Here is a 23850-nt window from a genome sequence, read left to right on the forward strand (position 1 = left end):
ATCCGCTACCCTCCGATCGTGACCGGTACGACCGCGATGGGCTGGGTGTAGGTGTCGATGCGCACGATGAGCTGCACCTTCCACTCCCCGTCGAGAGGCAGCGAGAGCGTTGCCGCGTAATCGCCAGCCTGCTCGTCGCGGGTGGCCGTTGCGGTCAGCGGGCCGAGATCTTCGGCTGGGAGCCGAGCCTCGACGGTTACCTCTTCGACCGTGACTTCCTCGCCCTCGTACTCGAGGGCGAATGTCAGCTCGTTCTCGCCGCTTCTGCCCGGCGAAATCTCGCCACGAACCGTGAGGCCCTGAGACTCGGTCTCAAAGCGCTGTGGTTCTGAGGCCGTGGGAGCTGACTCGCCGCCAGGTGGCGTCGACTCGTTCGGGCTCGAATTGGTGAGAAACCCCGTGACCGCGAGAATCGCGATGAGTACGACCGCCTCGATGCGAAGCACCGAACGCAGTTGCTGCGCTCTGCGCTCCGGCTCATCGTGACGCGCGATGCGCGGCAGCAGCGAGAATCGGTTGTACGCCGCCACGGCCACCACGATGAGCAGCAGCGCGAGTTTCGCGATGAGCAGCAGCCCGTACCCGGTGGTGAAGAGGGCCTTCACCGAGCCGAGAATGAGCACGCCCATGAGGCCGCCACTGAGGGCGAGCACCGCGACGCTCCACGGGGCAAGCCGTGAGAAACGTTCGACCGTGTCGATCGCGCCAGCAACGCTCGCGGTGGGATCGGTCGACGTTCGCACCCGACGCAGCTCGGCGAAGACGAGCAACAGCCCGAGCACGCCGCCAAGCCAGAAGGCCCCGGCCGCGAGGTGACCGAGATCGGCCACGATCATCGCCGCGATGGGCTGCACCGTTTGGGTGTGACCCACGAGCACGGGAGAGGCAAGGGCCAGCCCCGCCGCGACGAGCGCCGTCACCCTGGCCGCTCGCCCCTGCACTCGAGCCGCGAAGCACGCGATAAGCCCGAAGCCGACCGCGGCCGCCGCGGTCGCGACGACGGGCCAGGTGACCGAGGGGAGCCACTCATTCGACGACAAGAAGTCGATCGATCCGCTGCCCGGAACATACGAGGCGAAGGCCTTACCAGCGACCCTCGCTCCCGAGGCCGGAATGAGCACGAGGCTCGCGATGCCCGCCGTCACGGTGACACCGAGCGCGAGACGCCGCATCTGGGGCGATGCGGTGGCGGGAGCGCTGCGACCAGCTGGCGATGCTCGGTTCGGAGCGATGAATGCGCCGAACATGATGATGCCAGCGAGTGCGAGCAGGCCGAAGTACTGCAGCCCCGTGAGAACCGAAACGATGACCTCGGTGCTCGTCGCCTCGGCCTGCGACGCGGTGATCTCAGGTTCGGCGAAGTCGCCGTCGCCCACCTGAAAGCTGAGCACGCCGCCGACCGGGTGCCCGTCAGCCGAGACAATGCGGTACGAGAGCGTGTAGGCGCCCTCTGGCAGTGACTCTGGCAGCTCGACGTGCACGGTGGCGTTGTGCGTCGTGGCGTTCAGCACGGTCTGGGTTCCGTCGCTCGTGTACAGTCGCATCGCCTCGTCGATGAGCTGCACCGGCTCGTTGTAGTTGAGCTCGATCATCGTCGGAGTCTCATCGAGCACCGCCCCGTCTTCAGGTACGGTGCCCAAGAGGTCGGCGTGGGCGAGGGCCGGCGAAGCGCCGAAGCCGAGTACGAGCAGGAGCGCGCTGAGGGCTGTGGCGAGCAGCGCCCCCGCGGTGTGCAGGGGGCGCTGCTCGCGCCTCACTCGGGTGAGGCGCATGGTTATTTACGGCTTCTCAGGAGCGCGAAGGCTCCCGTGATGAGGCCGAGCGCGCCGAGCGTCACGCCCGTGATCGCGAGGGCGCTTTGCCCGCCGGTACCCTCGTCACTCTGGTCGGCTGCCTCTGCGGTTTCTGCTTCCTCGGTGTCGTGCGACGATGCGCCCGCCTCGGTGATCTCGACAGCGGGGGCGGGAAGCTCGAGCTCGTGTGCGTCCTGGCCCTCTGCAGGAATCTGTACCCAGGCGGCCTCTCCCTCTTCGCATGTTTGCACGGTCGGGAAGAAGAGGGTGCTGCCGGCGGCGTTCTCGGGAAGCTGCAACGAGAGCTCGAATGAGTCGCGCTGATCGGCAGGCAGCGGCGTCGTCGCGGTGTACACGACCTCGGCGACGCGCTCGGTGACCTCATTGCCGTGCCCGTCGGTGATGGGGGTGTCGAGCGTTTCGGTGACTTTTTCGACCGAGTAGAAGGCGTTGCGCGTCGGCGTGACGGCGTCGATGCCCTCGGGAATCTTGATCGAGATTTGCGTCGTGGGCGAGGCGTCGCAGCCGTGGGGAACGCTCACGGTCGCAATCGCGTAGGCGCCAGCCTCGCTCGTGTTGGTGCTGACTCCGACGTGCGCCTGCGCGGCACCGGCGCCCGCAAAGGTGAGCGCGAGCGCCCCGAGTGACGCCGCCGAGGCGGTGATGAGGGTGCGCTTGCGTGATGAAGTGGTGTGAGACATGGGTCTTCTTTCTGGTTCTGCTGGCGCGCGCAACGCTTGTGCGCGCGCAAAAATGTGCACGCCGCTCTTCGCTCAGAGGGCGTGTAGTGATGGCGAGAGCCTATGCTTTCGCGGTTGGTAGCAGAACGGCGGGAGGCCCACGCCTGATGAGGGTTGCTTTGCTGAGGCGTGTGAGCACGCTCCAGGTGACGGTGTGCTGGGCTCCAGGCCTTGCCGTTTCGGGAGGCACCACGGGGCCAGGCAAGAGAGCGACCCAGACCTTAAGCCGGGTGACGAAGCGTTGCGCGAGCGCCCAGAGGTGCATGAGCGTGCGCTCGCCGCGGTGTAGAAAGGCCACGGTGATCGCTGCGCCAATGAAGTGTGAGAACCACATCGTGGCATCGCCGTGCACGTGCGTCATGACCTGGCCTGACGCGGCGGCGAGTTCTACGGCGCCGTGCCCGTGGTGGTGAGCGCCGCTCGGCATAGGGTCACCTGAGGTGAGCCTGGCGACGGGAGTGCCGAGCACGAAGAGAACGTGAAACAGCGTTTGGCTGAGCAGCACCGAAATGCTGAGCCGGGTGAGCGACAGGGTGCGTCCCGCCAGCAGCACGCAGACGGCGAGCGAAAGAATAAGGGGGGCGCACAGGCCGAGCGGCCCTGGCACGTGACCGCCGCCGAGCACGTGGGCGAAGAGCGCCCCGAATGTCGCGATGACCGCCGCAAATGAACCACGCACGAGGTGCGGCATTCGCGAACGTGTTTCCATGAGCCCAAGTATCGCAGATCGCGCTGAGCTGAGCCGTCAGTATGCGGCGGATCGCCGAGTGGGCAAGTGGTTCGGTTTTTCTCCGGCATTACTAGGGCGCATAGTTTACTATGTGGCATAGTAATGAAGGATGCGTTCGGCGATTGAGGCCTACGCATGAACAGGAGGTATCTCATGACCGCACGCACACTCCGCTCGTGGTTCGTGCCGCTCGGCATCATCGTCATCGCGGGGCTGCTCATCGCCCTTATAGTCTTGCAGGTGAAGAACGGTGGGGCGGGGGCCGCGACCCAGGGCAGAGAGGACGAGGCCGTCGACTTGAGCTTTGTTGAGGCTCGCGAAGAAACTGATGTGCAGGCCGCCGGCCCTGTCGATGCACCGGTCGGGCTCGTCGTGTACTCCGACTATCAGTGCCCCTTCTGCGCACGGTGGTCGAACGAGGTGCTGCCGCTCATGCTCGACTACGCCGAGCGGGGCGAGCTGCGCATTGAATGGCGTGACGTGAACCAGTACGGGGCAGATTCAGAGCGCGCGGCTCTTGCTGCGCACGCGGCTGGTCAGCAAGACGCGTTCTGGGAATTTCACGAAGCGCTGTTTCCTGGCGGTGAGCACCTCAGCCCCGACCAGCTTTCGGCCGAGTCGCTGAGTGCTCTCGCGGGCTCGCTCGGGCTTGACGTCGAACGGTTCACGGCCGATCTCGGGGCAGAGGCGTCGCTCGCGGCGGTGCAGCGCTTTGCAGCAGAGGGGCGCGAGCTGGGGGTCTCGGGCACGCCGACCTTTGTGCTGGGCGGTGAGCCGCTCGTCGGGGCGCAACCCGAGAGCGTGTTTGTCGACCTCGTCGATCGTAAGCTCGCCGAGGTGAGGTAACGCGGTGAGTATCGGCTACCTCACCGCTTTTCTTGGCGGAGTTCTCGCGCTCTTGAGCCCTTGCAGCGCCCTGTTGTTGCCCGCATTCTTCGCCTCGACCGTCGGCACGAAACTGCGCCTGCTCGTGCACGGTGCTGTCTTCTACCTGGGCCTCGTGCTCACTCTCGTGCCCTTTGGCCTTGGTGCGGGTGCGCTCGGCTCGGTGCTCATGCAAAGGCGTGGGCTCGTCATCGCGGGTACGTCGCTCGTGCTCATCGTGCTTGGCGTGATGCAGCTGTTCGGTTACGGTTTCGATCTCGCGCGCGTGCTGCCGGGAGCGGGCCGACTGCAGCAGCGGGCCACGAAGCGCAGTGGCCTCGTGCGCACCCTGCTGCTTGGCTCGGTGAGCGGGGTCGCTGGGTTTTGCGCTGGTCCCATTCTTGGCGCGGTACTCACGCTCGCGATGGGGCAGGGTAGTGCGTTCACCGCGGGTGCGCTCCTCGCGGTGTACGGTGCGGGGATGGTCGTGCCGCTTGTCATCATCGCGGCGCTCTGGGAGCGCATGGGGTCGCGGGGCCAACGCTTGCTTCGGGGCAGGGGCTTCACCCTGTGGGGCAGGCAGTGGCACACGACCCAGGTCATCACGGGGTTCGTCATCATCGCCGTCGGGGTGCTGTTCTGGCTCACGAACGGGCTGGTGTCGTTGCCCTCGCTCGTGCCGACCTCGGTGCAGGCCTGGGCTGGCGAGAAAGGGGCAGCGCTCGGCGGCCCCGTCTTCGACGCCATCGCGGTGGTGTTGCTCGCTACGGGGGCGCTGCTTGCATGGTGGTTCATGAGGCATCGCCGGGAGCGTGAGCCCGAGGGTGAAAGCTCGAACGCTACTCGGTGAGTGTTGCTTCGAGGTTCTGCACGAAGGTCTCTGTGGGGCGTATTCCAGAGATGAACTCGCCGTTGAACACGAACGAGGGGGTCTCTGAGACCCCGAGGCGAAGCCCCTCGCGCTCTTTGCGTTCGACGTTTCGCTGTACTTCGGCGGCGGTGAGGTCAGCTCTGAATCGCGTTGGGTCGAGCCCGAGCTCCGCCGCGAGTTCGACGAGCGCGTCTTCCTCGAGCGCTTCCTCGCTCATGCCCCGTGCGTCGCTCGAGAGTGCCTGGTGCATCGCGATGATTTCGCCCTGCAGGGCAGCGGCGTAGAGCGCTTTCGCCGCGGTGCGCGACCCCTCGCCCGAGAGGTTCACGGGGCGAAACACGAGGCGCAGTTGCTCGCTCTCAACGTACGGCAAGAGTGCGGGCAGGGTGTCGCGGCTCCAGTGCGAGCAGAACGGGCACTGGTAGTCGGTGAGCACCGTGAGTTCGGCCGGCGCTGCCGCGTCGCCAAAGGTGAGCGGATCGGCCGCCGGGTTGCGCAGGGCCCGCCAGGTTTCCTCTTGCTGGGTGGTCGAGACCTCGTCGGGCTTGGGTTCCCAGCCGCGATCGGCGAGAAACGAGCCTCCCACGATGAGCGCGATGATGACGAGAAAGGCGAGAGGAACGCCAACGTTGACGGTGTATGAACGGGTTGTCGGGCCGGTCAAGCTTGGTCTCCAATGCGGTGTTGTGCTGAGCATGTTCTCAGGTCGGGGTGCGACCCTTATCGACACGATGACTATGTAGCATAGTAAACTATGTGGTGCCGTCCTTGAGTGCTCAGCGATGAAACGTTGGTCGCGAAAAGGTGCAAGGTGCCAGGCTAGTGGTTGAATGAAAGGCAGTGCAATGTCACAACACGGGGTGGTCGCCAGGGTGCGCCGCGAGCTGCGGCTGGCCGGGCGTGCGCTGCGGGCTTGGACACCCCGGCAGTACGGTGTCGCGGCGGCAACCGCACTCGGTTTTGCGCTGCTCGTCGGCATCGTTACCGTTCTCATTCCCAACCCCTGGTTCGCTCGCGATATCGAGACGGTGTGGTGGAACTATCCGGTGCTCGCCCTCACCGCCGTCGGCTCAGGGATGCTGGCGGCAACCTACGTGCGCCCGCCTTCCGCTCAGCAAGTCGAGCCAGACGCAGCCCTCGCTTCGAAGGCCGAGAAGCGTAACGCTCGCATGGGCGTTGCCGGTGGCCTGCTCACCTGGTTCGCGGTTGGCTGCCCCGTCTGCAATAAGATCGCGCTCCTCGCCCTCGGCTACTCGGGCGCGATCACCTGGTTTGCGCCGCTGCAGCCGGTGCTCGCGGTTGTCGCGCTGGCCCTCACTTGCCTCGCGCTCATCTGGCGGCTGCGCGGCCAGGTAGCCTGCCCGGTCACCCCAAACCCCGACCAGCGTAACCGCGAAGAGGTCTCAGTATGAACGACGTGAATCACGAAGCACACCGACGGGGCGCTGACGGTGAACCCGTGAGGCTCGGCGCGCTCGAAGCGCAGGTCATGGAGGTGCTCTGGCAGGCCTCGCCGCAGACGGTTCGCGAGATCATCGAGCAGCTCGCCGCCCCTGCCGCCTACACGACGATCGCAACGGTGCTCACAAACCTGCGCAAGAAGGGGCTCGTGTGCACCCGCAAAGACGGCCACGCGACGCTGTACGGTGCGTGCCAGAGTCGCGAAGAGCACGCCGCCAACATTATGGATCATGCCCTGACCGCGAGCGGTGACCGGGCCGCCTCGATTCTGCACTTCGTGAACACGATGCCCGAAGACGACGTCGCGTTGCTCAAGCAACTGCTGCTGGGCGAAAAGGCTGACTAATGCTGACCGCGGTCATGGTCGTGAGCCTGCCAGCGCTGCTGCTGGTGGCGGCAGTCGGGGCCCCACGGCTGCTGCGTCACGCGGCACCGGCGCTCGCGCGTGCGCCGCGCTTTGCGACTTTCGCGCTCATGTCGACCGCGCTCCTGTGGGTTGCCGCGCTCGTCGCGATCGGGCCCGTGATCGCCTGGGTCAGCACCGGGCCCGCGTGGCTTCCCGAGCAGGCGGCCGCCGTGTGCAGCAGGTGCCTAAGCGCCGCATCGCCGCTCGGTGAGAGCGCGGTCACGCTCGCGATTCCCGCGGTTCTGCCGCTTGCTCTGCCGTTGCTCGGCCTCGCCGCCGTCGCTGCGGGCCTCATTCGTGAGGGCCTCGCGGTACGGCGGGCACGTGCGTCACTCGCTACCTCGCTCGCGGCACAGGCAGAGCCGTGCAGGCTGCTGGGCACCAGTGTGCTGCTCACGAGCGATGAGGCGCCCGTTGCCTTCTCGCTTCCGGGGAGGTCGGGTGGCATCGTCATTTCCCGCGCAACGGTGCAACTGCTCGACGGGGCTGAGCTTTCGGCAGTGCTCGCCCACGAGCGGGCGCACCTCAGTCAGCACCATCACCGCTGCCTCACGGTGCTTCGCGGCGTGACCCACTTCTTTCGATCTGTGCCCGGTATTCGCGCCGTGCGCGATGCGGTTCCGCACTACCTTGAAATCGCAGCCGATCAGGCGGCGAAGGCTGAGACGGGCACCACGGCACTCGCCGCGGCCCTGCTCAAACTCGGCCAGCCTGCTGACCTGCAGCCCGCGCGAGCGACGGGGCAGACGACCCCACACGTGGTGCTGCACGCCGCTGGCTCTGAGCGCATTCGTCACCTTACGGGGCAGCCGTTGCCGCCCGCGAGCAGGGCGCTCGCCGTCGCTGCTGGTCTCTATGCCGTGATGCTCGTGGCGACGGTGAGCGCGGTGCACCTGCCCTACGTTCTGGCGGTGCTGACGGGATGCTGATGCCAATGATGAGGCGCGAACGTCGCGCCGTACCAACCGAGAGTGAGCGAGCGATGACTGTTCATACACCCACCGGCAACCACCAGGTCGATCGCCCGAGGCGGCGGCTCTCAGAGGTCGCCTTTGTCGCGTTCGGGGCCACGGTCTTTGGAGCGGGTTTGCTCGCGGTCACAACCTACTGCGTGACCTGCGTGTACCCCGCGACGGTGACCGGGCTGGGCTAGGGCGCCCTGCCCGGCATTGCCGAGTGTTACTGCTTGGTCTGCTGCGCGCGAAGCAGATCGCGGATCTCGGTGAGCAGGTCTTCTTGTGACGGCGCCTCTTCGATCTCGGCGGCCGGTCGTGACTCGCGTGCCTTGTTCATCGGCAGAACGAAGATGAAGTACACCACGGCAGCCACGATGAGGAAGTTAATGATGGCGCCGATGAGCGCGCCGAACGCGATAGCGCTGTCGCCGATGGGCACCATGAGTGCGTTGTCGAGTGAGTCGGCCTTGAACACCACACCAATGATGGGGTTGATGAGCGACTCGACGACGCGCTCGACAACGGTGTTGAACGCGGCGCCGATGACAACGGCAACCGCGAGGTCAATGACGTTGCCGCGCATAATGAAGTCTTTAAAACCCTTGAACATCGAATCCCCTTCGTTCGGGTGCAGCAGCGGTTCTGCGGCACTCCCCTTCTTAAGAATCTTAATCAAGAATGTCGGTGGTAGTCAGTAGACTTTTCGCATGAAGAGCGAAGCCCGTGAACACCTAGAAATTGAACGCAAGTATGAGGTCGGCCTCGACGCAAAGATGCCGGGCTCATTTGTTCCTGCGGGGCTCGAAGCAGCGAACCCCGAAGTGTTCGAACTTGAGGCGGTCTACTGCGATACCGCTGAGTTCTTGCTCGCGAGGCACCGTATTGCTGTGCGCAGGCGAACCGGCGGTACCGACGCGGGTTGGCACATCAAGGCGCGCGGCACCGAGGGCGTACACGAGATGGAATGGCCGGTGAGCGATGAGGCACCGGCCGAGCTGCTCGACGCGCTTGCCGAACTCGTGGGCCGCAGGGTTGACGAGCTCCGTCCCATCGCGACGATCTCGACGGTGCGCACGAGCATCGTCCTGCGTGATGCCGCTGGCGTCGACGTGGTCGAGGTGGTCGACGACCTCGTGAGGGCTCACGACGGCGTACGCGACGTTGCCCGGGTTTGGCGAGAGTGGGAGGCAGAGTTGCTGCCAGGCGCCGACGAGTCGTTGCTCGGCCTGCTCGAGCCCGAGCTCACCGCTGCCGGGGCTAGGCCCTCGCTCAGCGAGTCTAAAATTGGAAGGGCGATGGGCACCGCCTTTGAGACGGCAGCGCGAAGGGGCGACAGCCCAGAACAGCTCGCGGCCCTCGCGGTCTCTGACGCGGCCGATCGTTTGGCCGCGTTCCCCGAGGCGGCAGACGACGCAGCGCGCGTCGCTCAGCTCCGAAAGATCGCACGCAATCTTGAGGCTTGACGCAATATGCTGGGGGTATGTCTGAAATCAATGCGCGGGCCAGGAAAAAGCAGATTATCGTCGGTCTCGTGTCAGGTGCGGTCACCGGTGTCATCATTAGTGCGCTCACGCAGTTTTGGTGGTGGCTCCCGACCGGAATGATCCTGGGGCTGGCGAGCGGCATGCTCATGAAGCCACCCGCGCAGAAGTAACGTAAGGTGCGGGCAAATGGGGGCCCGCAGAAAGTGAGAGTGACGACGTGCAGCAAACCGTGTTCGAACGTCAGCGCCCGGCCGCAAAGATCGTTGAAGATGCCTTGCGTGACACCAAGCTCTCTTGCTTCTGGATCGACGACGTCAAACCCCAGACCACGAGATACCCGGTACTCGGCGGAGATCTGAGCGCTGAGTACATCGTCGTTGGCGCTGGCTATGCGGGTCTGTGGACCGCGATCAAGCTCAAAGAAGAGCGTCCCGATGCGCGGGTCGTCGTGCTCGAAGCCCGCCGAGTCGGGTGGGCCGCCTCCGGCCGTAACGGTGGGTTCTGCGAGGCCAGCATTACGCACGGCGAGGCAAACGCCGAGGCGCGGTGGCCAGATCACACCGAGCAGCTTCGCCAGGCCGGCCACGAGAACCTTGACGCGATGGAACGCTTCATCACCGAGCACAAGCTCGACGTCGATTGGGAACGCACGGGCCAAATCTCGGTGGCAAACGAAGACCACCAGACGCAGTGGCTCGGCGAAGACCCGAACCCGGGCGTCGTGACCCTCAGTGCGAGCGAGACGCAAGAGCGCATCGCATCGCCCACCTTCCTCGGGGCCGACTTCGATGCCATAGGCTGCGCGATCGTGCACCCCATGAAGCTCGCGCTTGAGCTTGCTCGGCACGCGCGCGAGCTCGGGGTCGAAATCTACGAAGAGTCGCGCGTCACGAAGCTCGACGGCAAAACTGACGGCCCTGTGACGCTGCACACTCACCTCGGCACCGTGACCGCTCAGCGCGTGGCGCTGTGCACCAACGTGTTCCCGTCGCTCCTCAAGCGCTACCGCTGGCACACGGTGCCCGTGTACGACTACGTGCTCATGACCGAGCCGCTCACCGACGAGCAGCTCGCATCAATTGGTTGGAAGGGGCGCGAGGGGCTCGCCGACATGGCCAACCAGTTTCACTATTCGCGGCTCACGGCCGACAACCGCATTCTTTGGGGCGGCTACGACGCGGTGTACTTCGCCGGCGCCAAGATCAAGTCAGAGTACGAAGATCGCATCGAGAGCCACGAAAAGCTCGCACGTCACTTCTTCACGACCTTCCCGCAGCTCGCCGGCGTGAAGTTCACCCACCGCTGGGCTGGAGTGATCGACACAAGCACCCGTTTCTGCGCCTTCTTTGGTCAGGCGCTCGGCGGCCGCGTGCAGTACGTCTCGGGCTTCACCGGCCTCGGCGTCGGCGCGACGCACTTCGCGGCCGACGTCGTTGTCGACCGCCTTCACGGTCGCATCACCGAGCGCACCGAACTGCCCATGGTGCGTGAGGTGCCCCTCCCCTTCCCGCCAGAACCCGCCGCCTCGATGGGCATCCAGTTCACGCGCTGGTCGCTCAACCAGGCCGACCACCGCGAGGGCAAGCGCAACCCGCTGCTCAAAACCCTCGATGCGCTCGGGCTGGGCTTCGACTCGTAGACGCGGCACTCAAGCCGCGTGGCGTTGCCAACGTGCCATCTTTTCGGCCAGAATATGTGAGGTACCTCTGAGGCGAAGCCTCGTGTGCCCGCACACCACCCCGCCTCACACCAACGGAGTACGCCCATGGCCTGGAAGCTGCACGGCGACGGAAACGTCGTTTCGCAAGACGAGATTGTTCTGCCAGAAGAACGACTGAGCTGGATCCGCACGATCGGCTTCGGCGCGCAGCACGTCGTCGCCATGTTCGGTGCGACCTTCCTCGTGCCGCTCATCACGGGCTTCTCGCCAACGGCGACCCTCTTCTTCTCGGGCATCGGCACGATGCTCTTCCTGCTCATCACACGCAACCAGATGCCGAGCTACCTTGGCTCGTCGTTCGCCTTCATCGCGCCCATCATGGCTGCGAAAGCCGCGGGCCCCGAGGGCGATCTCTCGCGCGCCTCCTTCGGTATTCTCGCAACCGGTATTCTCTTCGCGCTCATCGGCTTCATCGTGACGAAGACCGGAACCGGGTGGATCAACGCGCTTATGCCCCCGGTCGTCATGGGCGCCGTCGTTGCGCTCATCGGTTTGAACCTCGCGCCCGCGGTGAAGAACAACTTCATGTCGAACCCCGACCACCCGAACTCGACCCCGATTGCGCTCATCACGCTCGGCGCCATTCTGCTCATCACGGTGCTCTTTAAGGGCCTCATCGGTCGACTCTCGATCGTGCTCGGGGTGTTTGTGGGCTACATTGCAGCGCTGCTCTACGGCGCCGTTGACCTGGAGGCCGTCGAGAAGGCCGACTGGTTCGGCCTGCCCGAGTTCCACACGCCGGGCAACCCGTTTGCCGATCCGACGCTCTGGGGCCTCCTGCCCGCGTTCCTGCCCGTCGTGCTCGTGCTCATTGCCGAGAACGTGGGGCACGTGAAGAGCGTTGGTCTCATGATCAACCGCGACCTCGATCCGCTCACCGGCCGCGCACTCATTGCCGACGGGCTCTCGACCGTGCTCGCGGGCTTTGGTGGCGGATCGGGTACGACCACGTACGGTGAGAACATCGGCGTGATGGCAGCGACCAGGGTGTACTCGACCGCGGCCTACTGGGTCGCCGGTATTTTTGCCCTCTCGCTGAGCTTCTCGCCGAAGGTTGGGGCGCTCATCAACACGATTCCGCCGGGGGTTCTCGGTGGCGTGACGGTCGCGCTCTACGGCCTCATCGGCCTCATCGGCATTAAGATCTGGATCGATAACGGCGTCGATTTCTCGAAGCCCGTCAACCAGTTCACGGCGGCGGTCGCGCTCATCGTCGGCATCGCCGATTTCACCTTCGAGTTCGGCTCGGTGATCTTCAACGGCATCGCGCTCGGAACGATTTCGGCAATCGTCGTGTACCACCTCATGTCGGGCATCACGAAGCTCCGCAAATAGTTCCTGTGAAAACACCCACACACCGTGCGGCAAACCGCGAAAAATGGCGGCAGCGTTTATGGTGGCGGTGTGTGGAGTGCAGATAAAAAACGCAAGAATAGCGTGAACCCGAGCGGTCTCGATGAAGAGACCGTACGCGGGCGTGCCGTCAGCGACCCCTCCACGAGCACGACTCAACCCGAGGTGAACGGGGAAGAAATGACTGAAGAATACAAGACCGAGAGTCTTCACGACGCCGACTTCGCCGAGGCCGAGCTCACTCGAAAAGCGAGTCTCGCCCCGGTCGAACGCTTCGCCGCAGAGCACGCCGAGTGGCGTGAAGAGATCGGCATGCTCGGCGGCACGAACTCGCTTCTGCACTTCACCGACGCCCACCGCGACCAGATCGAGCTCTCGACCACGCACCCCGGCGGCCTGCCGCAGTTCATCAGCGGCAACAAAATTCTGCTCTCGGCGCTCATTCGTGACGACCTGGCACTTCGCCAGGCGAAGGTTGGCGCCGGGCGGGTGACCGATAAAGCGGTCGAGATGCGCACCGAGCGTGGTCTCGAGACCGTGCACCTCGCGATCGGCATTGCCAAGTGGGAGTTCGAGGGCGACGAGTTTTGCGCCCCGGTCTTGCTGCGCCCCCTCGCGATTCGCCGCTATGGCAGCGACTTCGAGCTGAAGCTCAAGCAGCGCCCCTTCGTGAACGTGGCCCTCGTGCGCGCCCTGCAAGAACAGTTTGGGGTGCGCGTTGACGCGACCGAACTGCTGCAGCTCTCGCACTCGGCCGGCGTGTTCAAGCCGCAACCGGTCATCGACCGCCTCCGCCAGGTGGCGGCGGGCGTTGACGGGTTCACGGTGCAGCCACGGCTCGTGGTCTCAACGTTCCACGATGTTGCCCACGAACTCCTCACCTCACTCGGCGAGCTTGATCACCCCGTCATTGACGCGGTGTGCGGTTCAGAGACCGCGCAAACCCAGCTCGCGAAGTCCTTCGGCCAGGCGACCGGCACCCCGATCGATGAGCGCGCCCCCGAGACCGACTCGCACCTCTCGAGTGCCGACAGCCAGCAGGAAGAGGTGCTCGCGCAGGTCAAGGCGGGCAACTCAATCGTGGTGCGCACGCTACCGGGAACGGGCGGCACGCAAACCGTGGTCAACGCGATTGGCGCACTCGTCAACGCCGGTAAGCGCGTGCTCGTCGTCTCGCCTCGCCGTGCGACCCTCGACGGCATCAGCTACCGGCTCGGCCGCGTGGGCCTTCCGGGCCTCGCCGCCTCACCCCGCACGCTGCGCCGCAACCTCGTCGAGTCGATCAGCCGGGCCGAGAACGCGAAGCCGGGCATGAACCGCGACGTCGACGAGGCGCTCGTGCGCCTGCGCACGGTGCTGACTGACTACCAGGGTGCGCTCGTCACTCCCGACCGCAAGCTTGGCGTCTCGCCGCTCGACGCGCTGCACGCCCTGTCGCGGCTCACCCGCCAGGATGTTGTTCCCACGACAGCCGTGCGCCTCGACGACGAGGGCCTCGCGCAGCTCGCGCTCGACCGGAGCGCCGTCGCCGAAGACCTCACCGAGGTTGCCCGCCTCGGCCAGTTCGAGTTCGGTCCCGAAGATTCTCCCTGGTACGGCGTCTCGTTCACCTCGCGCGATCAGGCTGACGAGGCCTACCAGCTCGCGGTTGAGCTCGCCGAGACCGAGTTGCCAAGGCTCACGCAGATGGCGGGCGACGTGGTCTCGCAAACCTCGATGCGCCCCTACAACTCGGTCGCCGAGCTCGGCATCTACCTGCGCCTCCTCAGCGGCATTCGCGAGACGCTTGACCGCTTCGTGCCAGAGGTGTTCGACCGCTCACTCACCGAGATCATCGCGGCCCATGCGCCGCGAGGCAGCGACGAGATGTCGGGAGCCAACCGCCGGCGCCTCAAGAAGCTCGCCCGCGAGTTCGTGCGCCCCGGCGTCACGGTCACCGACATGTACTCCCGCCTCGTGCAAATTCAGCAGCAGCGCGTGCTGTGGCAGCGGTACAGCGAGGTCGTTGGCGCTCGCCCCGAAGTGCCCGTGGGCATTTCAGACCTCGTCGTCGCCTTCCAGAAGACGTACCAAGACCTCGACCGTCTCGACGTCGTGCTCGATCCCGAGCAGCAGGGCGAGCGGTTGCGCAACATGCCCATGCCCGATCTCGCGGCGCTCATGACCGAGCTGTCACGTGAGTCAGAGGTGCTGCAAAACATTCAGGAGCGAACGGCCCTCGTCGAGCGGCTCGGCCAGGCGCATCTGAGCGCGCTGCTCGAAGATCTCTCGATGCGCCACGTGCCGGCCTCAGAGGTCGCCAACGAGCTCGAGCAGGCGTGGTGGCAGTCGGCGCTCGAGTACATGCTGCGCACGAACGAGTCGCTGCTCAACGCCAACACGAGCGTCATCGAGCGCCTCGAATCAGACTTCAGGCTCGTCGACGACGCGCACCAGCGCGCCAACGGCCCGACCCTCGCGGCCCAGCTCGGCCACGCGTGGAAGGTCGCGGTGCTCGACCACCCGGCCGAGGCTCAGGCCCTCAGGCAGTCGCTACGCGCGGGCGAGGTCACCCCGACCGAGATCTCGGCCTCGGCACCTCACCTGCTCGAAACGTTGGCCCCGGTGTGGGCGGTCTCGCCCTACGAAGTACCGAGCCTGCCGCGCGACCTGCGCTTCGACACCGTGCTGCTCGTCGACGCGAGCGCGATGACCTTCGCCGAATCCTTGAGCGCGGTCGCTAGGGCCCAGCAGGTGGTCGCCTTCGGTGACCCCGTCGTGCAGCATCCCTCGCCCTTCACCATCGGGGTCTCGGGCGCAGCGGCTGGCGCGGCTGGATCTGTGGCAGCGGTGCACTCTGGCGGATCCGCCAAGAATGCCCCCGCAAGCGACACCAGCGCGGCCGCGGCCTCGAGCCCGCAGGCCCTGTTCAGCAGGTCGGCGAAGGCCAAGGGCGAGCCCGTCGCCGAAGAGCCAGAGACCCGCTCGGCCTTCACCGATCTCGCCGAGGTGCTGCCGGAGTTCGCGCTCACGCAGAGCTACCGCGCGGGTGGCGCTGACCTCATTCAGCTCGTCAACGAACGCTTTTACCAGGGCAAGATCGCCTCGCTGCCGTGGGCAGGAACCTTCCTCGGGCACTCGAGCATCACGCACGAGTTCGTCGAAGAGGGGCAGGGGCTGCCCGACCGTGAGGCCGGCGCTGTCGAGAGCCCCGATGGCGAAGTCGCCCGCGTCGTGCAGCTCGTGCTGCGTCACGCGAGCGAGCACGCCCAGGAATCGCTCATGGTGATCACCGCGAGCCCCGTGCACGCCGTGCGCGTGCAGCAGGCGGTCTTGCGGGCCTTCGCGAAGTTTCCCGAGTACCGCGACTTCTTGCTCGGCGAGCGCGCCGAACCCTTCGTCGTACTCACGCTCGAGCAGGCGATTGCGCAGAGCCGCGACCGCGTCATCTTCTCGGTCGGCTACGGCCGCACCCCGCATGGCCGCGTGCTCTCAAACTTCGGCAGCCTCACCGAGCCCGGCGGCGAACGCCTCGTCGCCGTCGCGATGACGAGGGCCCGCCGTGCCATGTCGATCGTCACGAGCTTCATGCCCGAAGACCTCGAGACGACCCGCGTGCGCCACGGCCTCGTCGAACTGCTCGACGTGCTCTCGGCCAAGATCACCCCGTCGATGCCCAAGGTGCTGCCCTCAGAGCGCGACCCCATGCTCACCGAGCTCGCGACCGAACTCGAGGCCCTCGGCCTCGCGGTGGCGCTCGACTACCAGGGCATGATTCCGCTGGCCGTGGCCTACAACGGCAAAGCCATCGCGATCGACCTCGACGCCGACGTGCGCGAGGGCTCACTGCGCGAGACGCTGCGGCTGCGCCCCGCCGTGCTGCGCCGCCTCGGCTGGCACTACAACCGCGTGCACAGCTTCGACCTCTTCGCGAACCCCGCCGAGGTCGCGCTGCGCATCGCCGGAACGATCGGCTACGAGCCCCAGCACACCGAAGAGCACAACGACACCGGCCAGGTGAACCTCACCGGCACCGTCTCGGTCGCCCCGGCCGACGCGCACACGCTCCCTGAGCCCCTGCCGCCCGCGGCCCCCGTCGAATCGGCCTCGGCCGACTTGCCCGGAGCCGCCGCCGCCAACGGCGTTCAAGGCGCTCCGGCAGGCGACGCCGCCGGAGACTACGACGAGACCGGTGTCATCGTCTCTGACGACCACTAATATGGCTACCCCCGACGATTCGAAGCCTGCCCAGCCAGCCAAGCGTCGCAACCGTCGGGTGGTGACGCCGCCACCCGCGGGCAGCGATCCGCAACCGGCGGCGCACGGCCACCCCGAGCGCTGGGGCGAGACTGACGCGGCACCGCGGGGTGCTCGCGGGGCCGGCGAGAACGACGAGCGCCTCAAAAACGACAAGCCCCCGCACTGGGGCTGAGCGCCGGCCGCGTGTGGTCACTTTCGCGCGCCCTGTGGTCACTTTCGCACCCCGTGTGGTCAAAAAGTGTCGAAATTCGCTCGCGGGTTCTAACGGTGGTTGCAACACCCGAGACAATACAAGGGTGGACACTGACATGAAGTTCTCAAGGAACATGCTTGCTGAGCATGTGAACACGATCTGGGATATGCGAGCTGCTGGCTTCACCGCACGAGAGATTGGTGAACGGGTAGACAAGAGCGAAGCCGCGATCTTGTCACATATTCATTCGCAGGGCGGGGTGAGACCCCGAAGAGTAGCCCGGGTGTCGTCGTTATCGTTCGAGGAGCGTATCGAGATTCAGGCGTTATGGACGGCAAAGGCTGGGATTCGTGAGATCGCGAGGAAGTTGGGGCGTGCCCCGTCAACAGTGAGTCGTGAGATTCGGCGGAACGCGTTCTTTTCTTCTGAACGGGCTCGTAGGCCGAGGTATCGGGCAACACAGGCACAATCGCAAACGTTTCAGCGCGCCCGCAGACCGAAACCGTCGAAGCTGGTAACGAATCCGCGGTTACGGCGTTTTGTGGAGGCTGAACTATCGTTGAAGCGGTCACCGGAACAGGTTGTGGGCAGGCTACAGCGCGAGTTTCCGGATCAGCCGGAGATGCGAGTGTCACACGAAACGATCTATCAAGCGATCTATCTCCTTGCCAGGGGTGGGCTCAAACGCGAGCTTGAGGTTCGGGTTCGTACGGGGAGGAAGATCCGACACAGTCACCGTTCTGGCCAGTCTAGGCAGGGCCGAATTGCTGGGATGGTGAACATTGTTGACCGTCCCGCAGAAGCACTTGATCGGGCTGTTCCTGGGCATTGGGAAGGTGACTTAATTATCGGGAAAGATGGCAAGAGCGCTATCGGGACGGTCGTTGAACGCCACTCGAACTATCTATTCCTTGTTTGGTTAGACCCCTCGTTACCGCGGGTAGAAGCAGTCACTGAGGGGCTTATCGCGAAGATGAAAGAGTTACCTGATGTGCTTCGTCGGACTCTCACCTGGGACCAGGGCAAAGAGATGAGTAAGCATCAAGAAGTCGCTATGGGAGCTGATATTGATGTGTTCTTTTGCGACCCGCACTCGCCCTGGCAGCGGCCGACGAATGAGAACACGAATGGGTTACTGCGGGAGTATTTCCCCAAGGGCACTGATCTGAGTGTGTTCAGTCAGGCAGATCTCGATTATGTTGAGTGGGAGATGAACGACCGGCCCCGGAAACGGTTAGCGTTCGCGAAGCCGGCCGAGGTCATCGAAGAGATACTGTTGCGCTGACCGCTAGAAACCGCCCTCGATTTTCGACACTTTTTGACCACACGCTGGGCGGATCGGCGCGGGCGCCGAGCGAGCGAGCCGGCCCGGTCGCGCGCGTCAGTCCTCGAAACGGAAGTGGTGGATCGCCTCCGGGGTCACCGCGCCCGTGATCGGCACGTCGTGCAGGTCGGCGGGCACCTCGGCGAAGATCTCGTTCTCGCGCACGACCGCGAAGACGGGCGGGCGTTGGTCCATGGATCCGAGCGACTTGTCGAAGTAGCCGCGGCCCCAGCCGAGACGGTTGCCCGACTCGTCAACGGCGCAGGCCGGGATGATCATGAGGTCAACGTCGTTCACAGCCATGGGGCTGAGCGGCGTACCCTGCGGCTCGGGAATGCCAAAGAGGCCGGGCTCAGCGTCGGGGCCGCTGTAGGCGACCCAGTCGAGCAGACCGTCTTCGCGCGAGATCGGCAGCATGACGTCGACGTCATGGGCGCGGGCCCACTCAAGAAAGAGCAGCGTGTTGGGTTCGCCGACGACGGGAAAGTAGCACGAGACAGAACGAGCCTCGCGAGCCTCGACGAGGCGCTGCAGCTGCTCGGTGAGGCCGTGGGCCTCGACGTTGCTCTGCTCTTCGGTTACCTGCCTGCGCTGAACACGCACCCGCTCGCGAATTTCGCGTTTGCGAGCGTCTATATCGGCTGTCATGCATTTCAGTCTACTGTTGATCGTTTGTTTGCGCCCAGAAAAGCGGGTTAAGCTTGCCCTCATGAACAAGAAGTCAACTTCAGGCGTCACGAAGGCGGTCATCCCAGCCGCTGGTCTTGGCACCCGCTTTCTGCCTGCGACAAAGGCGATGCCCAAAGAGATGCTGCCGCTCGTCGACAAGCCAGCCATTCAGTACGTGGTCGAAGAGGCCGTGCACTCGGGGCTTGAAGACGTGCTCATCATCACCGGGCGCAACAAAGACAACCTGCTCAACCACTTCGACTCGGTTCCCGAGCTGGAGTTTGCGCTCGAGCGCAAGGGCGACGATGGTCGCCTCGATCGCGTTCACGCGGCGAGCGACCTTGGCGAGGTGCACTTCTTGCGCCAGGGCCAGCCCCTCGGCCTCGGCCACGCGGTAGGCCGTGCTCGTGCTCACGTGGGCGATGAGTCGTTCGCGGTCTTGCTTGGTGACGACTTGATCGACGCGCGCGATCCGCTGCTGACCCGCATGGTTGAAGAGCACGATGCGCGTGAGGCGACGATTATCGCGCTCATGGAGGTCCCGAAAGAGGCCATTCACCTGTACGGGTGTGCCGCTGTCGAGGCGACCGATGCCGAAGACGTGGTGAAGATCACCGGGCTCGTCGAGAAGCCGTCGCCAGAAGAGGCTCCCTCGAACCTTGCGGTTATTGGCCGTTACGTGTTGCGCCCCGAGATCTTTGACATTCTCGAAAATCAGGGCCCCGGCCGCGGCGGCGAGATTCAGCTCACCGACGCGCTGCACACCCTCGCCGAGGGTGGGGGAGAGCGCCCCGTGTACGGCGTCGTCTTCCGCGGCCGCCGCTACGACACGGGCGACCGCGCCGACTGGATTAAGGCAAACCTGATGCTCGGCGTCGATCACCCAGAACTCGGTGACGACCTGCGCGAGTGGGTTCGTGAGTTCGCACAAACGCTCGAGTAGGTTTCGTGCCCTTTAATCCGCGCTTCTCGCTCACCAAGGGTGACGTCGAGGTGAGAGTGATTCGTCGCAGCGACGCAGAGCCGCTGCGACGAATGCTCGCCGAAAACCGCGCGTGGCTCTCACCGTGGGAGGCCTCGATTCCCGGGGCAACGTTCGAGACTCCGGGTGAGGCGCCGCTTGGCCCGGTGATCCGCTATCTGCGCAAGCGCATGCGTCAGGGCCACGGTGTGCCCTGCGTCGTGCTGTTTCGCGGCGAGGTCGTGGGGCAGCTCAGCATCGCCGACATCGCATGGGGAGCCGTGCGCTCGGGCCAAATCGGCTACTGGATCTCGCGGGAGTACGCCGGCCGCGGCATCACGCCGACCGCCGTGCAACTGCTCATCGATCACGCCCTCTTTGCGCTCGATCTGCACCGCATCGAGATTTGCCTCAGGCCCGAAAACGTCGCCTCGCGCCGCGTCGTCGACAAGCTGGGCCTGCGCTCCGAGGGTCTGCGCGAACGCTACATCTACATTGACGGGGGCTGGCGCGACCACGATTGCTTCGCCGTAACCCGCGAAGAACGGGCGCACTCGCTCGGCCTCGGCTAACGTTCCCATACACCCTGTCATGCTGTGTGTTTGCATGACGCTCGGCGTGCCGCGGTTCGCCTTGCCCGCGCACCATTTACGGTTGTTGCATGGATAGCGGCGTGTTTGGCGGAGGGCTTCTGCTCGTGGTGCTCGCGCTGCTCTGGGTCGTGGTGTTGATTCCCGCCTGGTCGCGCAATCGTCAGTATCGCGCGGCCGAGAAACATACCGCCCACATTCAGCGCACGCTACGCATGATTGCCGAGACCTCTGAACTGCCCGAAGAGCACGTCGTCGAGGCCACCGCCAAAACTGCGTTGCAGCACCAGAAGATGTTAAAGCAAATGCGCAGCCAGGAGGCCGCAGCAGAGAAAATCGAGCAAGAGAAGCTGCGTGCCGCCGGCCGCCTCGCCGAATACGAGCTCAAGAGAGAAGTCGCCATGCAGAAAGCACAGCTGAGAAGCGCCAAGCTGAGCCACCCCCGGTTGAAGCCGGTGCGGCTCGTGGCTGCCCTCGCGACCGTGCTCGGCCTGGTCGGCATTCTCATCGGTGCCGGCATGGCCATCGGCGGGCTCGGCCCGGCAACCCTGCTTGTTGCGCTCGCCTCGGCAGGGCTCGGGCTTACGACGCTCGTTGTGCTGGCTCCCGGCAAGGCCGCGAAGCAGACCCAGCAGGCCCCGGCACCAGTGCAGTCTGCCGCCCGCCCGCAGCAGCCGCTGCTCGACCTCGAGGCCGAAGCTCCCGAGCCTGACACCTCGCACGAAGAGTACCTCGCCCAGCAAGCCCGTGCCCGCGCCCAGCGCGAGCGCGCGAGGGCAATGTCGCAGGCCCGCAAGCAGGTCTCGCAGCCCTCTGAACGCGTGAATCAGACCAACTCGATCCTGCTGCGCGAGGGCGATCTGAAGCCCCGCACGGCTGGCGCCGCTGCTGAAAACCTCGCCGCGGATCGCCCCGCATCAGCCACCCCGAGCGAGTCTCCGGCTAGCGCCGCTGCCGTTCCCGCTGCTGGGGCTGCAGATTCCGCTCGTGCCGCCGGGGCTGCCGCTTCGGGCGCGGGCTCAACCGCTGAGGCGCAGCGCGATTCTCGCCCGATGCTCGACGTTGAGGCGAAGACCAAGCGCCTCGCTGCCCAGGAGCGCCTGCGCTCGATGGGTGTTGTCGGCGACACCGCCCAGGGTGCGCCCAACATTGCAGACGCGCTGCGCCGCCGCCGCAACGTGAGCTAACGGTCGGCTGCGGCTGGCTCGGTTCATGTGCCTGCTGTTTCATGCGCGTGCCGGTTCATGTACCTGCCGGCCTCGCTTGCCCACCCGCCTCCGGCCGGCGCCCCGCGTCCCCGGCAAATTGTTTGCACTTTTTGCCTAAATTCGGGTGTTTTCGCCCCAAAAGTGCAAACAATTTGGTGCTCGGAGGCGCCCGGCCCCTGGCAGCGCAGGCCGGGCAGCCAGCCCGCTAGCACAGCCCAGCACATACACGAAGGCCCCGCACCCCTGAAGAGGGGGCGGGGCCTTCGCACGGCAGTGGGTGAGGAACGCTACGCGTTCTGTCCCAACTGGTCGAGCAGGAGCTCGACATTTTCTGGTGTTGAGTATTCGAGCAGCTCGGGCACCATGACGATAGCGATCGTCGCCACGACGAACAGTGCGATCAGGGCGAGCACGCCAGCCGAGAGCGGAACCCAGAAGGTGAGCTTGCCGCGGCGCAGGCGCTGGATGCTCCAGAGCAGGGCAACCGCATAGATCGACAGCATGAGCAGTGCACCGATTGACTGGATGACCGTGATTGACGAGGGGATCTCGAGGTTCTCGGCCCCGAGCGCTTCGCCGATGATCTCGAGCTGGGAGCCAAGGGTGAGCATTCCGAGGGCAAACTGCATTGCCGAGAAGGCTCCGAGCACGAGCAGGATGATCGTCACGATCTTGTCGCCGGTCGAGCTCGATTTCTTCTGGCCCTGTGGAAGCGGTGCTCCCTGGGGTGCACCGGGCCCGCCCGTGGTCGCGTTCGGCGCCACGGGGGCTGCCGCAGGGGCCTGCTGCCCGGCTCCTGAACCGACGCCAAGATTATGCGGAACGCCGGGGGTGCGCGGAGCTCCAGCGGATCCAGCCCCTGCCGCGCCTCCAGCGCCAGAGGTGCCACTCTGCTGGGTTGCGACCGGCGAGACCCATCCCTCGGGAGCCATCTCACCGTAGCGCGGCTGCGCTGGCGCAGTCGCCGAAGCCGGAGTCGCTGCGGGAGCTGCCGGAACCGCCGGAGCTGCCGGAACCGCCGGTGCTGCAGGAGCTGCGGGCGCCGTCGGCGCCACAGGCTCGGCCGAGACCGGAGCCCCGGTCGTCGCCTGGCTGGCCTGCTCTTCTGGGGTGGGCTGCTGATCGCTCATGATGCTGCTCCTTAAGCGTTACGCGGTGATTGAGTTGCCGGCCGAGCCGAGCTGCTGTGCCGCTTCAACGACGCGGGCAGCCATTGAGGCCTCGGCCTTCTTGCCCCATGCGCGGGGGTCGTACTGCTTCTTGTTGCCGACCTCGCCCTCGATCTTCAGCAGGCCTTCGTAGCCCGTGAACATCTCGTGCAGCGCACCGCGGGTAAACGCGTACTGGGTGTCGGTGTCGATGTTCATCTTGATTACGCCGTTGCGCACAGCTTCGGCGATCTCTTCGGCGCTTGAGCCCGATCCGCCATGGAAGACGAGGTCGAGTGGCTTGTCGCCGGTGCCGTACTTGGCCTGGAGCCCGTCCTGAATATCTTTGAGGAGTGAGGGGCGAAGCTCGACCTTGCCCGGCTTGTATACGCCGTGCACGTTGCCGAAGGTGAGGGCCGTCATGTAGCGGCCCTGCTCGCCGAGGCCGAGCGCGTCGACCATGGCGGCAGCGTCGTCGAGGGTCGTGTAGAGCTTGTCGTTGATCTCGTGGCTCACGCCGTCTTCTTCGCCGCCAACGACGCCAATCTCGACCTCAAGAATCGAGTCGATGGCCTTCATGCGTGGCAGCAGCTGCGAGGCGATCTCGAGGTTTTCTTTGAGTGAAATCGCTGAGCCGTCCCACATGTGCGACTGGAAGTAAGCGACGCCGCCCTCGCGTACACGCTCCTCGCTCGCCTCAATGAGGGGCAGCAGGAAGCCTTCGAGGTTCTCTTTGGGGCAGTGGTCGGTGTGCAGCGCGACGGTCACGGGGTAGCCCTTTGCGACCTCTTCGGCGTACTTCGCGAAGGCGATGGCGCCACCGATGCGGTTTTTCGTGGTGTGGCCAGCAAAGTAGTCGGCGCCACCGGTTGAGACCTGCAGGATACCGTCAGAGCCAGCCTCGGTCAGTCCCTGAAGCACCGCGTGCAGGGTCTGTGAGCTTGAAACGTTGATGGCGGGAAAAGCGAAGGCTTGGTCCTTCGCGCGATCGATCATTGCTGCATACTGCTCGGGGGTTGCGACTGCCACTGAATCTCCTTATTGATGCACCGTGGGTGGCCCTCAGGCCGTTTGGGTTGGCCGAAAGGCCGGTATATCTGACAGTTTAGCCGGGAGAACTGCGAACTTCAGGTGTCAATG

24 protein-coding genes are annotated in these 23850 nt (G+C 65.2%); 16 read left to right on the forward strand and 8 right to left on the reverse strand.

From position 1 onward, the window contains the following. Positions 1-5: 5 nt before the first annotated feature. The 3 genes from JSO19_RS08905 to JSO19_RS08915 form a co-directional block, all read right to left on the reverse strand. Positions 6-1772 carry a copper resistance CopC/CopD family protein gene (locus tag JSO19_RS08905; protein WP_270911188.1) on the reverse strand — a complete coding sequence of 589 codons (1767 nt, stop codon included), beginning with the start codon at positions 1770-1772 and terminating at the stop codon, positions 6-8. Between the two features lie 2 nt (positions 1773-1774). Further along, the gene (locus tag JSO19_RS08910) at positions 1775-2494 is read right to left on the reverse strand and encodes a YcnI family copper-binding membrane protein (protein ID WP_270911189.1); all 720 of its coding nucleotides are present in this window, start codon (positions 2492-2494) and stop codon (positions 1775-1777) included. Between the two features lie 100 nt (positions 2495-2594). After that, positions 2595-3242: a hypothetical protein gene (locus JSO19_RS08915; protein ID WP_270911190.1), complete on the reverse strand. Its 648-nt coding sequence runs from the start codon at positions 3240-3242 to the stop codon at positions 2595-2597. Positions 3243-3416: 174 nt separating this feature from the next. Between JSO19_RS08915 and JSO19_RS08920 the strand changes: the two genes are divergently transcribed. Both JSO19_RS08920 and JSO19_RS08925 read left to right on the forward strand, forming a co-directional pair. Beyond that, positions 3417-4109 carry a DsbA family protein gene (locus JSO19_RS08920; RefSeq protein ID WP_270911191.1) on the forward strand — a complete coding sequence of 231 codons (693 nt, stop codon included), beginning with the start codon at positions 3417-3419 and terminating at the stop codon, positions 4107-4109. Positions 4110-4113: 4 nt separating this feature from the next. Further along, on the forward strand, positions 4114-4977 hold the full coding sequence (locus JSO19_RS08925; protein WP_270911192.1) for a cytochrome c biogenesis CcdA family protein: 864 nt from the start codon (positions 4114-4116) through the stop codon (positions 4975-4977). On the opposite strand, the gene JSO19_RS08930 is transcribed toward JSO19_RS08925, so the two are convergent. Next, complete coding sequence (locus JSO19_RS08930) at positions 4967-5662, reverse strand: DsbA family protein (protein WP_270911194.1); 696 nt, start codon at positions 5660-5662, stop codon at positions 4967-4969. The genes JSO19_RS08925 and JSO19_RS08930 overlap by 11 nt on opposite strands. A gap of 181 nt (positions 5663-5843) precedes the next feature. Here JSO19_RS08930 and JSO19_RS08935 point away from each other — a divergent pair, with 181 nt between their 5' ends. Genes JSO19_RS08935 through JSO19_RS08950 form a run of 4 tightly spaced genes read left to right on the forward strand, consistent with a single transcriptional unit; the run spans position 5844 to position 8018 of the window. Then, positions 5844-6410: a hypothetical protein gene (locus tag JSO19_RS08935; protein ID WP_270911195.1), complete on the forward strand. Its 567-nt coding sequence runs from the start codon at positions 5844-5846 to the stop codon at positions 6408-6410. After that, on the forward strand, positions 6407-6805 hold the full coding sequence (locus JSO19_RS08940) for a BlaI/MecI/CopY family transcriptional regulator (protein ID WP_270911196.1): 399 nt from the start codon (positions 6407-6409) through the stop codon (positions 6803-6805). Before JSO19_RS08935 ends, JSO19_RS08940 begins: the two co-directional genes overlap by 4 nt. Next, entirely contained in the window at positions 6805-7794 is a 990-nt protein-coding gene (locus JSO19_RS08945; protein ID WP_270911197.1) for a M56 family metallopeptidase, read from the forward strand. The genes JSO19_RS08940 and JSO19_RS08945 overlap by 1 nt, the downstream gene beginning before the upstream one ends. 53 nt (positions 7795-7847) lie before the next feature. Continuing rightward, the gene (locus JSO19_RS08950) at positions 7848-8018 is read left to right on the forward strand and encodes a hypothetical protein (RefSeq protein ID WP_270911198.1); all 171 of its coding nucleotides are present in this window, start codon (positions 7848-7850) and stop codon (positions 8016-8018) included. Between the two features lie 26 nt (positions 8019-8044). Here JSO19_RS08950 and mscL read toward each other — a convergent pair whose 3' ends face one another. After that, positions 8045-8431, reverse strand: a complete 387-nt coding sequence (gene mscL / locus JSO19_RS08955) for a large conductance mechanosensitive channel protein MscL (protein WP_217133877.1) — start codon at positions 8429-8431, stop codon at positions 8045-8047. A gap of 97 nt (positions 8432-8528) precedes the next feature. Between mscL and JSO19_RS08960 the strand changes: the two genes are divergently transcribed. From JSO19_RS08960 to JSO19_RS08990, 7 genes are all read left to right on the forward strand, one after another. Then, the gene (locus JSO19_RS08960) at positions 8529-9284 is read left to right on the forward strand and encodes a CYTH domain-containing protein (RefSeq protein WP_270911199.1); all 756 of its coding nucleotides are present in this window, start codon (positions 8529-8531) and stop codon (positions 9282-9284) included. Positions 9285-9301: 17 nt separating this feature from the next. Then, positions 9302-9475, forward strand: a complete 174-nt coding sequence (locus JSO19_RS08965) for an HPP family protein (RefSeq protein WP_270911200.1) — start codon at positions 9302-9304, stop codon at positions 9473-9475. A gap of 47 nt (positions 9476-9522) precedes the next feature. Beyond that, the gene (locus tag JSO19_RS08970) at positions 9523-10944 is read left to right on the forward strand and encodes an NAD(P)/FAD-dependent oxidoreductase (RefSeq protein WP_270911201.1); all 1422 of its coding nucleotides are present in this window, start codon (positions 9523-9525) and stop codon (positions 10942-10944) included. 126 nt (positions 10945-11070) lie between these two features. Beyond that, the gene (locus JSO19_RS08975; RefSeq protein ID WP_270911203.1) at positions 11071-12360 is read left to right on the forward strand and encodes a uracil-xanthine permease family protein; all 1290 of its coding nucleotides are present in this window, start codon (positions 11071-11073) and stop codon (positions 12358-12360) included. Between the two features lie 198 nt (positions 12361-12558). After that, on the forward strand, positions 12559-16575 hold the full coding sequence (locus JSO19_RS08980; protein ID WP_270911205.1) for a DUF4011 domain-containing protein: 4017 nt from the start codon (positions 12559-12561) through the stop codon (positions 16573-16575). A 1-nt stretch (position 16576) separates the two neighbouring features. Continuing rightward, positions 16577-16789 carry a hypothetical protein gene (locus tag JSO19_RS08985; protein ID WP_270911207.1) on the forward strand — a complete coding sequence of 71 codons (213 nt, stop codon included), beginning with the start codon at positions 16577-16579 and terminating at the stop codon, positions 16787-16789. Positions 16790-16943: 154 nt separating this feature from the next. Then, positions 16944-18095, forward strand: coding sequence for an IS30 family transposase (locus JSO19_RS08990; protein ID WP_442915703.1), 1152 nt, complete (start codon positions 16944-16946; stop codon positions 18093-18095). Between the two features lie 96 nt (positions 18096-18191). Here the strand turns inward: JSO19_RS08990 and JSO19_RS08995 are convergent, their stop codons facing one another. Then, entirely contained in the window at positions 18192-18782 is a 591-nt protein-coding gene (locus JSO19_RS08995; RefSeq protein WP_270911208.1) for a 5-formyltetrahydrofolate cyclo-ligase, read from the reverse strand. Positions 18783-18843: 61 nt separating this feature from the next. Between JSO19_RS08995 and galU the strand changes: the two genes are divergently transcribed. The 3 genes from galU to JSO19_RS09010 all read left to right on the forward strand — a co-directional run bounded on the left by galU (position 18844) and on the right by JSO19_RS09010 (position 21541). After that, entirely contained in the window at positions 18844-19746 is a 903-nt protein-coding gene (gene galU / locus JSO19_RS09000) for a UTP--glucose-1-phosphate uridylyltransferase GalU (RefSeq protein WP_270911209.1), read from the forward strand. 5 nt (positions 19747-19751) lie between these two features. After that, positions 19752-20336 (forward strand): GNAT family N-acetyltransferase, encoded by a 585-nt coding sequence (locus JSO19_RS09005; RefSeq protein ID WP_270911210.1) that lies wholly within the window; start codon positions 19752-19754, stop codon positions 20334-20336. A gap of 89 nt (positions 20337-20425) precedes the next feature. Then, complete coding sequence (locus JSO19_RS09010) at positions 20426-21541, forward strand: hypothetical protein (RefSeq protein WP_270911212.1); 1116 nt, start codon at positions 20426-20428, stop codon at positions 21539-21541. A 308-nt stretch (positions 21542-21849) separates the two neighbouring features. On the opposite strand, the gene JSO19_RS09015 is transcribed toward JSO19_RS09010, so the two are convergent. After that, positions 21850-22692 (reverse strand): DUF6264 family protein, encoded by an 843-nt coding sequence (locus JSO19_RS09015; RefSeq protein ID WP_270911214.1) that lies wholly within the window; start codon positions 22690-22692, stop codon positions 21850-21852. An 18-nt stretch (positions 22693-22710) separates the two neighbouring features. Then, positions 22711-23739 carry a class II fructose-bisphosphate aldolase gene (fbaA, locus tag JSO19_RS09020; RefSeq protein WP_270911216.1) on the reverse strand — a complete coding sequence of 343 codons (1029 nt, stop codon included), beginning with the start codon at positions 23737-23739 and terminating at the stop codon, positions 22711-22713. Positions 23740-23850 lie beyond the last annotated feature (111 nt).

The organism is Leucobacter sp. UCMA 4100, assembly GCF_027853335.1.
Classification (GTDB): Bacteria; Actinomycetota; Actinomycetes; order Actinomycetales; family Microbacteriaceae; genus Leucobacter_A.

Bases quoted from the DNA above. Each gene is read 5' to 3' on its own strand.
- JSO19_RS08935 (WP_270911195.1), top strand. From the start codon at position 5,844: ATGTCACAACACGGGGTGGTCGCCAGGGTGCGCCGCGAGCTGCGGCTG.
- JSO19_RS08945 (WP_270911197.1), top strand. From the start codon at position 6,805: ATGCTGACCGCGGTCATGGTCGTGAGCCTGCCAGCGCTGCTGCTGGTG.
- JSO19_RS08980 (WP_270911205.1), top strand. From the start codon at position 12,559: ATGACTGAAGAATACAAGACCGAGAGTCTTCACGACGCCGACTTCGCC.
- JSO19_RS08950 (WP_270911198.1), top strand. From the start codon at position 7,848: ATGACTGTTCATACACCCACCGGCAACCACCAGGTCGATCGCCCGAGG.
- JSO19_RS08985 (WP_270911207.1), top strand. From the start codon at position 16,577: ATGGCTACCCCCGACGATTCGAAGCCTGCCCAGCCAGCCAAGCGTCGC.
- JSO19_RS09015 (WP_270911214.1), bottom strand. From the start codon at position 22,692: ATGAGCGATCAGCAGCCCACCCCAGAAGAGCAGGCCAGCCAGGCGACG.
- JSO19_RS08910 (WP_270911189.1), bottom strand. From the start codon at position 2,494: ATGTCTCACACCACTTCATCACGCAAGCGCACCCTCATCACCGCCTCG.
- JSO19_RS08920 (WP_270911191.1), top strand. From the start codon at position 3,417: ATGACCGCACGCACACTCCGCTCGTGGTTCGTGCCGCTCGGCATCATC.
- JSO19_RS08960 (WP_270911199.1), top strand. From the start codon at position 8,529: ATGAAGAGCGAAGCCCGTGAACACCTAGAAATTGAACGCAAGTATGAG.
- JSO19_RS08990 (WP_442915703.1), top strand. From the start codon at position 16,944: ATGCTTGCTGAGCATGTGAACACGATCTGGGATATGCGAGCTGCTGGC.
- JSO19_RS08915 (WP_270911190.1), bottom strand. From the start codon at position 3,242: ATGGAAACACGTTCGCGAATGCCGCACCTCGTGCGTGGTTCATTTGCG.
- JSO19_RS08995 (WP_270911208.1), bottom strand. From the start codon at position 18,782: ATGACAGCCGATATAGACGCTCGCAAACGCGAAATTCGCGAGCGGGTG.
- JSO19_RS08975 (WP_270911203.1), top strand. From the start codon at position 11,071: ATGGCCTGGAAGCTGCACGGCGACGGAAACGTCGTTTCGCAAGACGAG.
- mscL (WP_217133877.1), bottom strand. From the start codon at position 8,431: ATGTTCAAGGGTTTTAAAGACTTCATTATGCGCGGCAACGTCATTGAC.
- galU (WP_270911209.1), top strand. From the start codon at position 18,844: ATGAACAAGAAGTCAACTTCAGGCGTCACGAAGGCGGTCATCCCAGCC.
- JSO19_RS08965 (WP_270911200.1), top strand. From the start codon at position 9,302: ATGTCTGAAATCAATGCGCGGGCCAGGAAAAAGCAGATTATCGTCGGT.
- JSO19_RS08940 (WP_270911196.1), top strand. From the start codon at position 6,407: ATGAACGACGTGAATCACGAAGCACACCGACGGGGCGCTGACGGTGAA.
- JSO19_RS09010 (WP_270911212.1), top strand. From the start codon at position 20,426: ATGGATAGCGGCGTGTTTGGCGGAGGGCTTCTGCTCGTGGTGCTCGCG.
- JSO19_RS08905 (WP_270911188.1), bottom strand. From the start codon at position 1,772: ATGCGCCTCACCCGAGTGAGGCGCGAGCAGCGCCCCCTGCACACCGCG.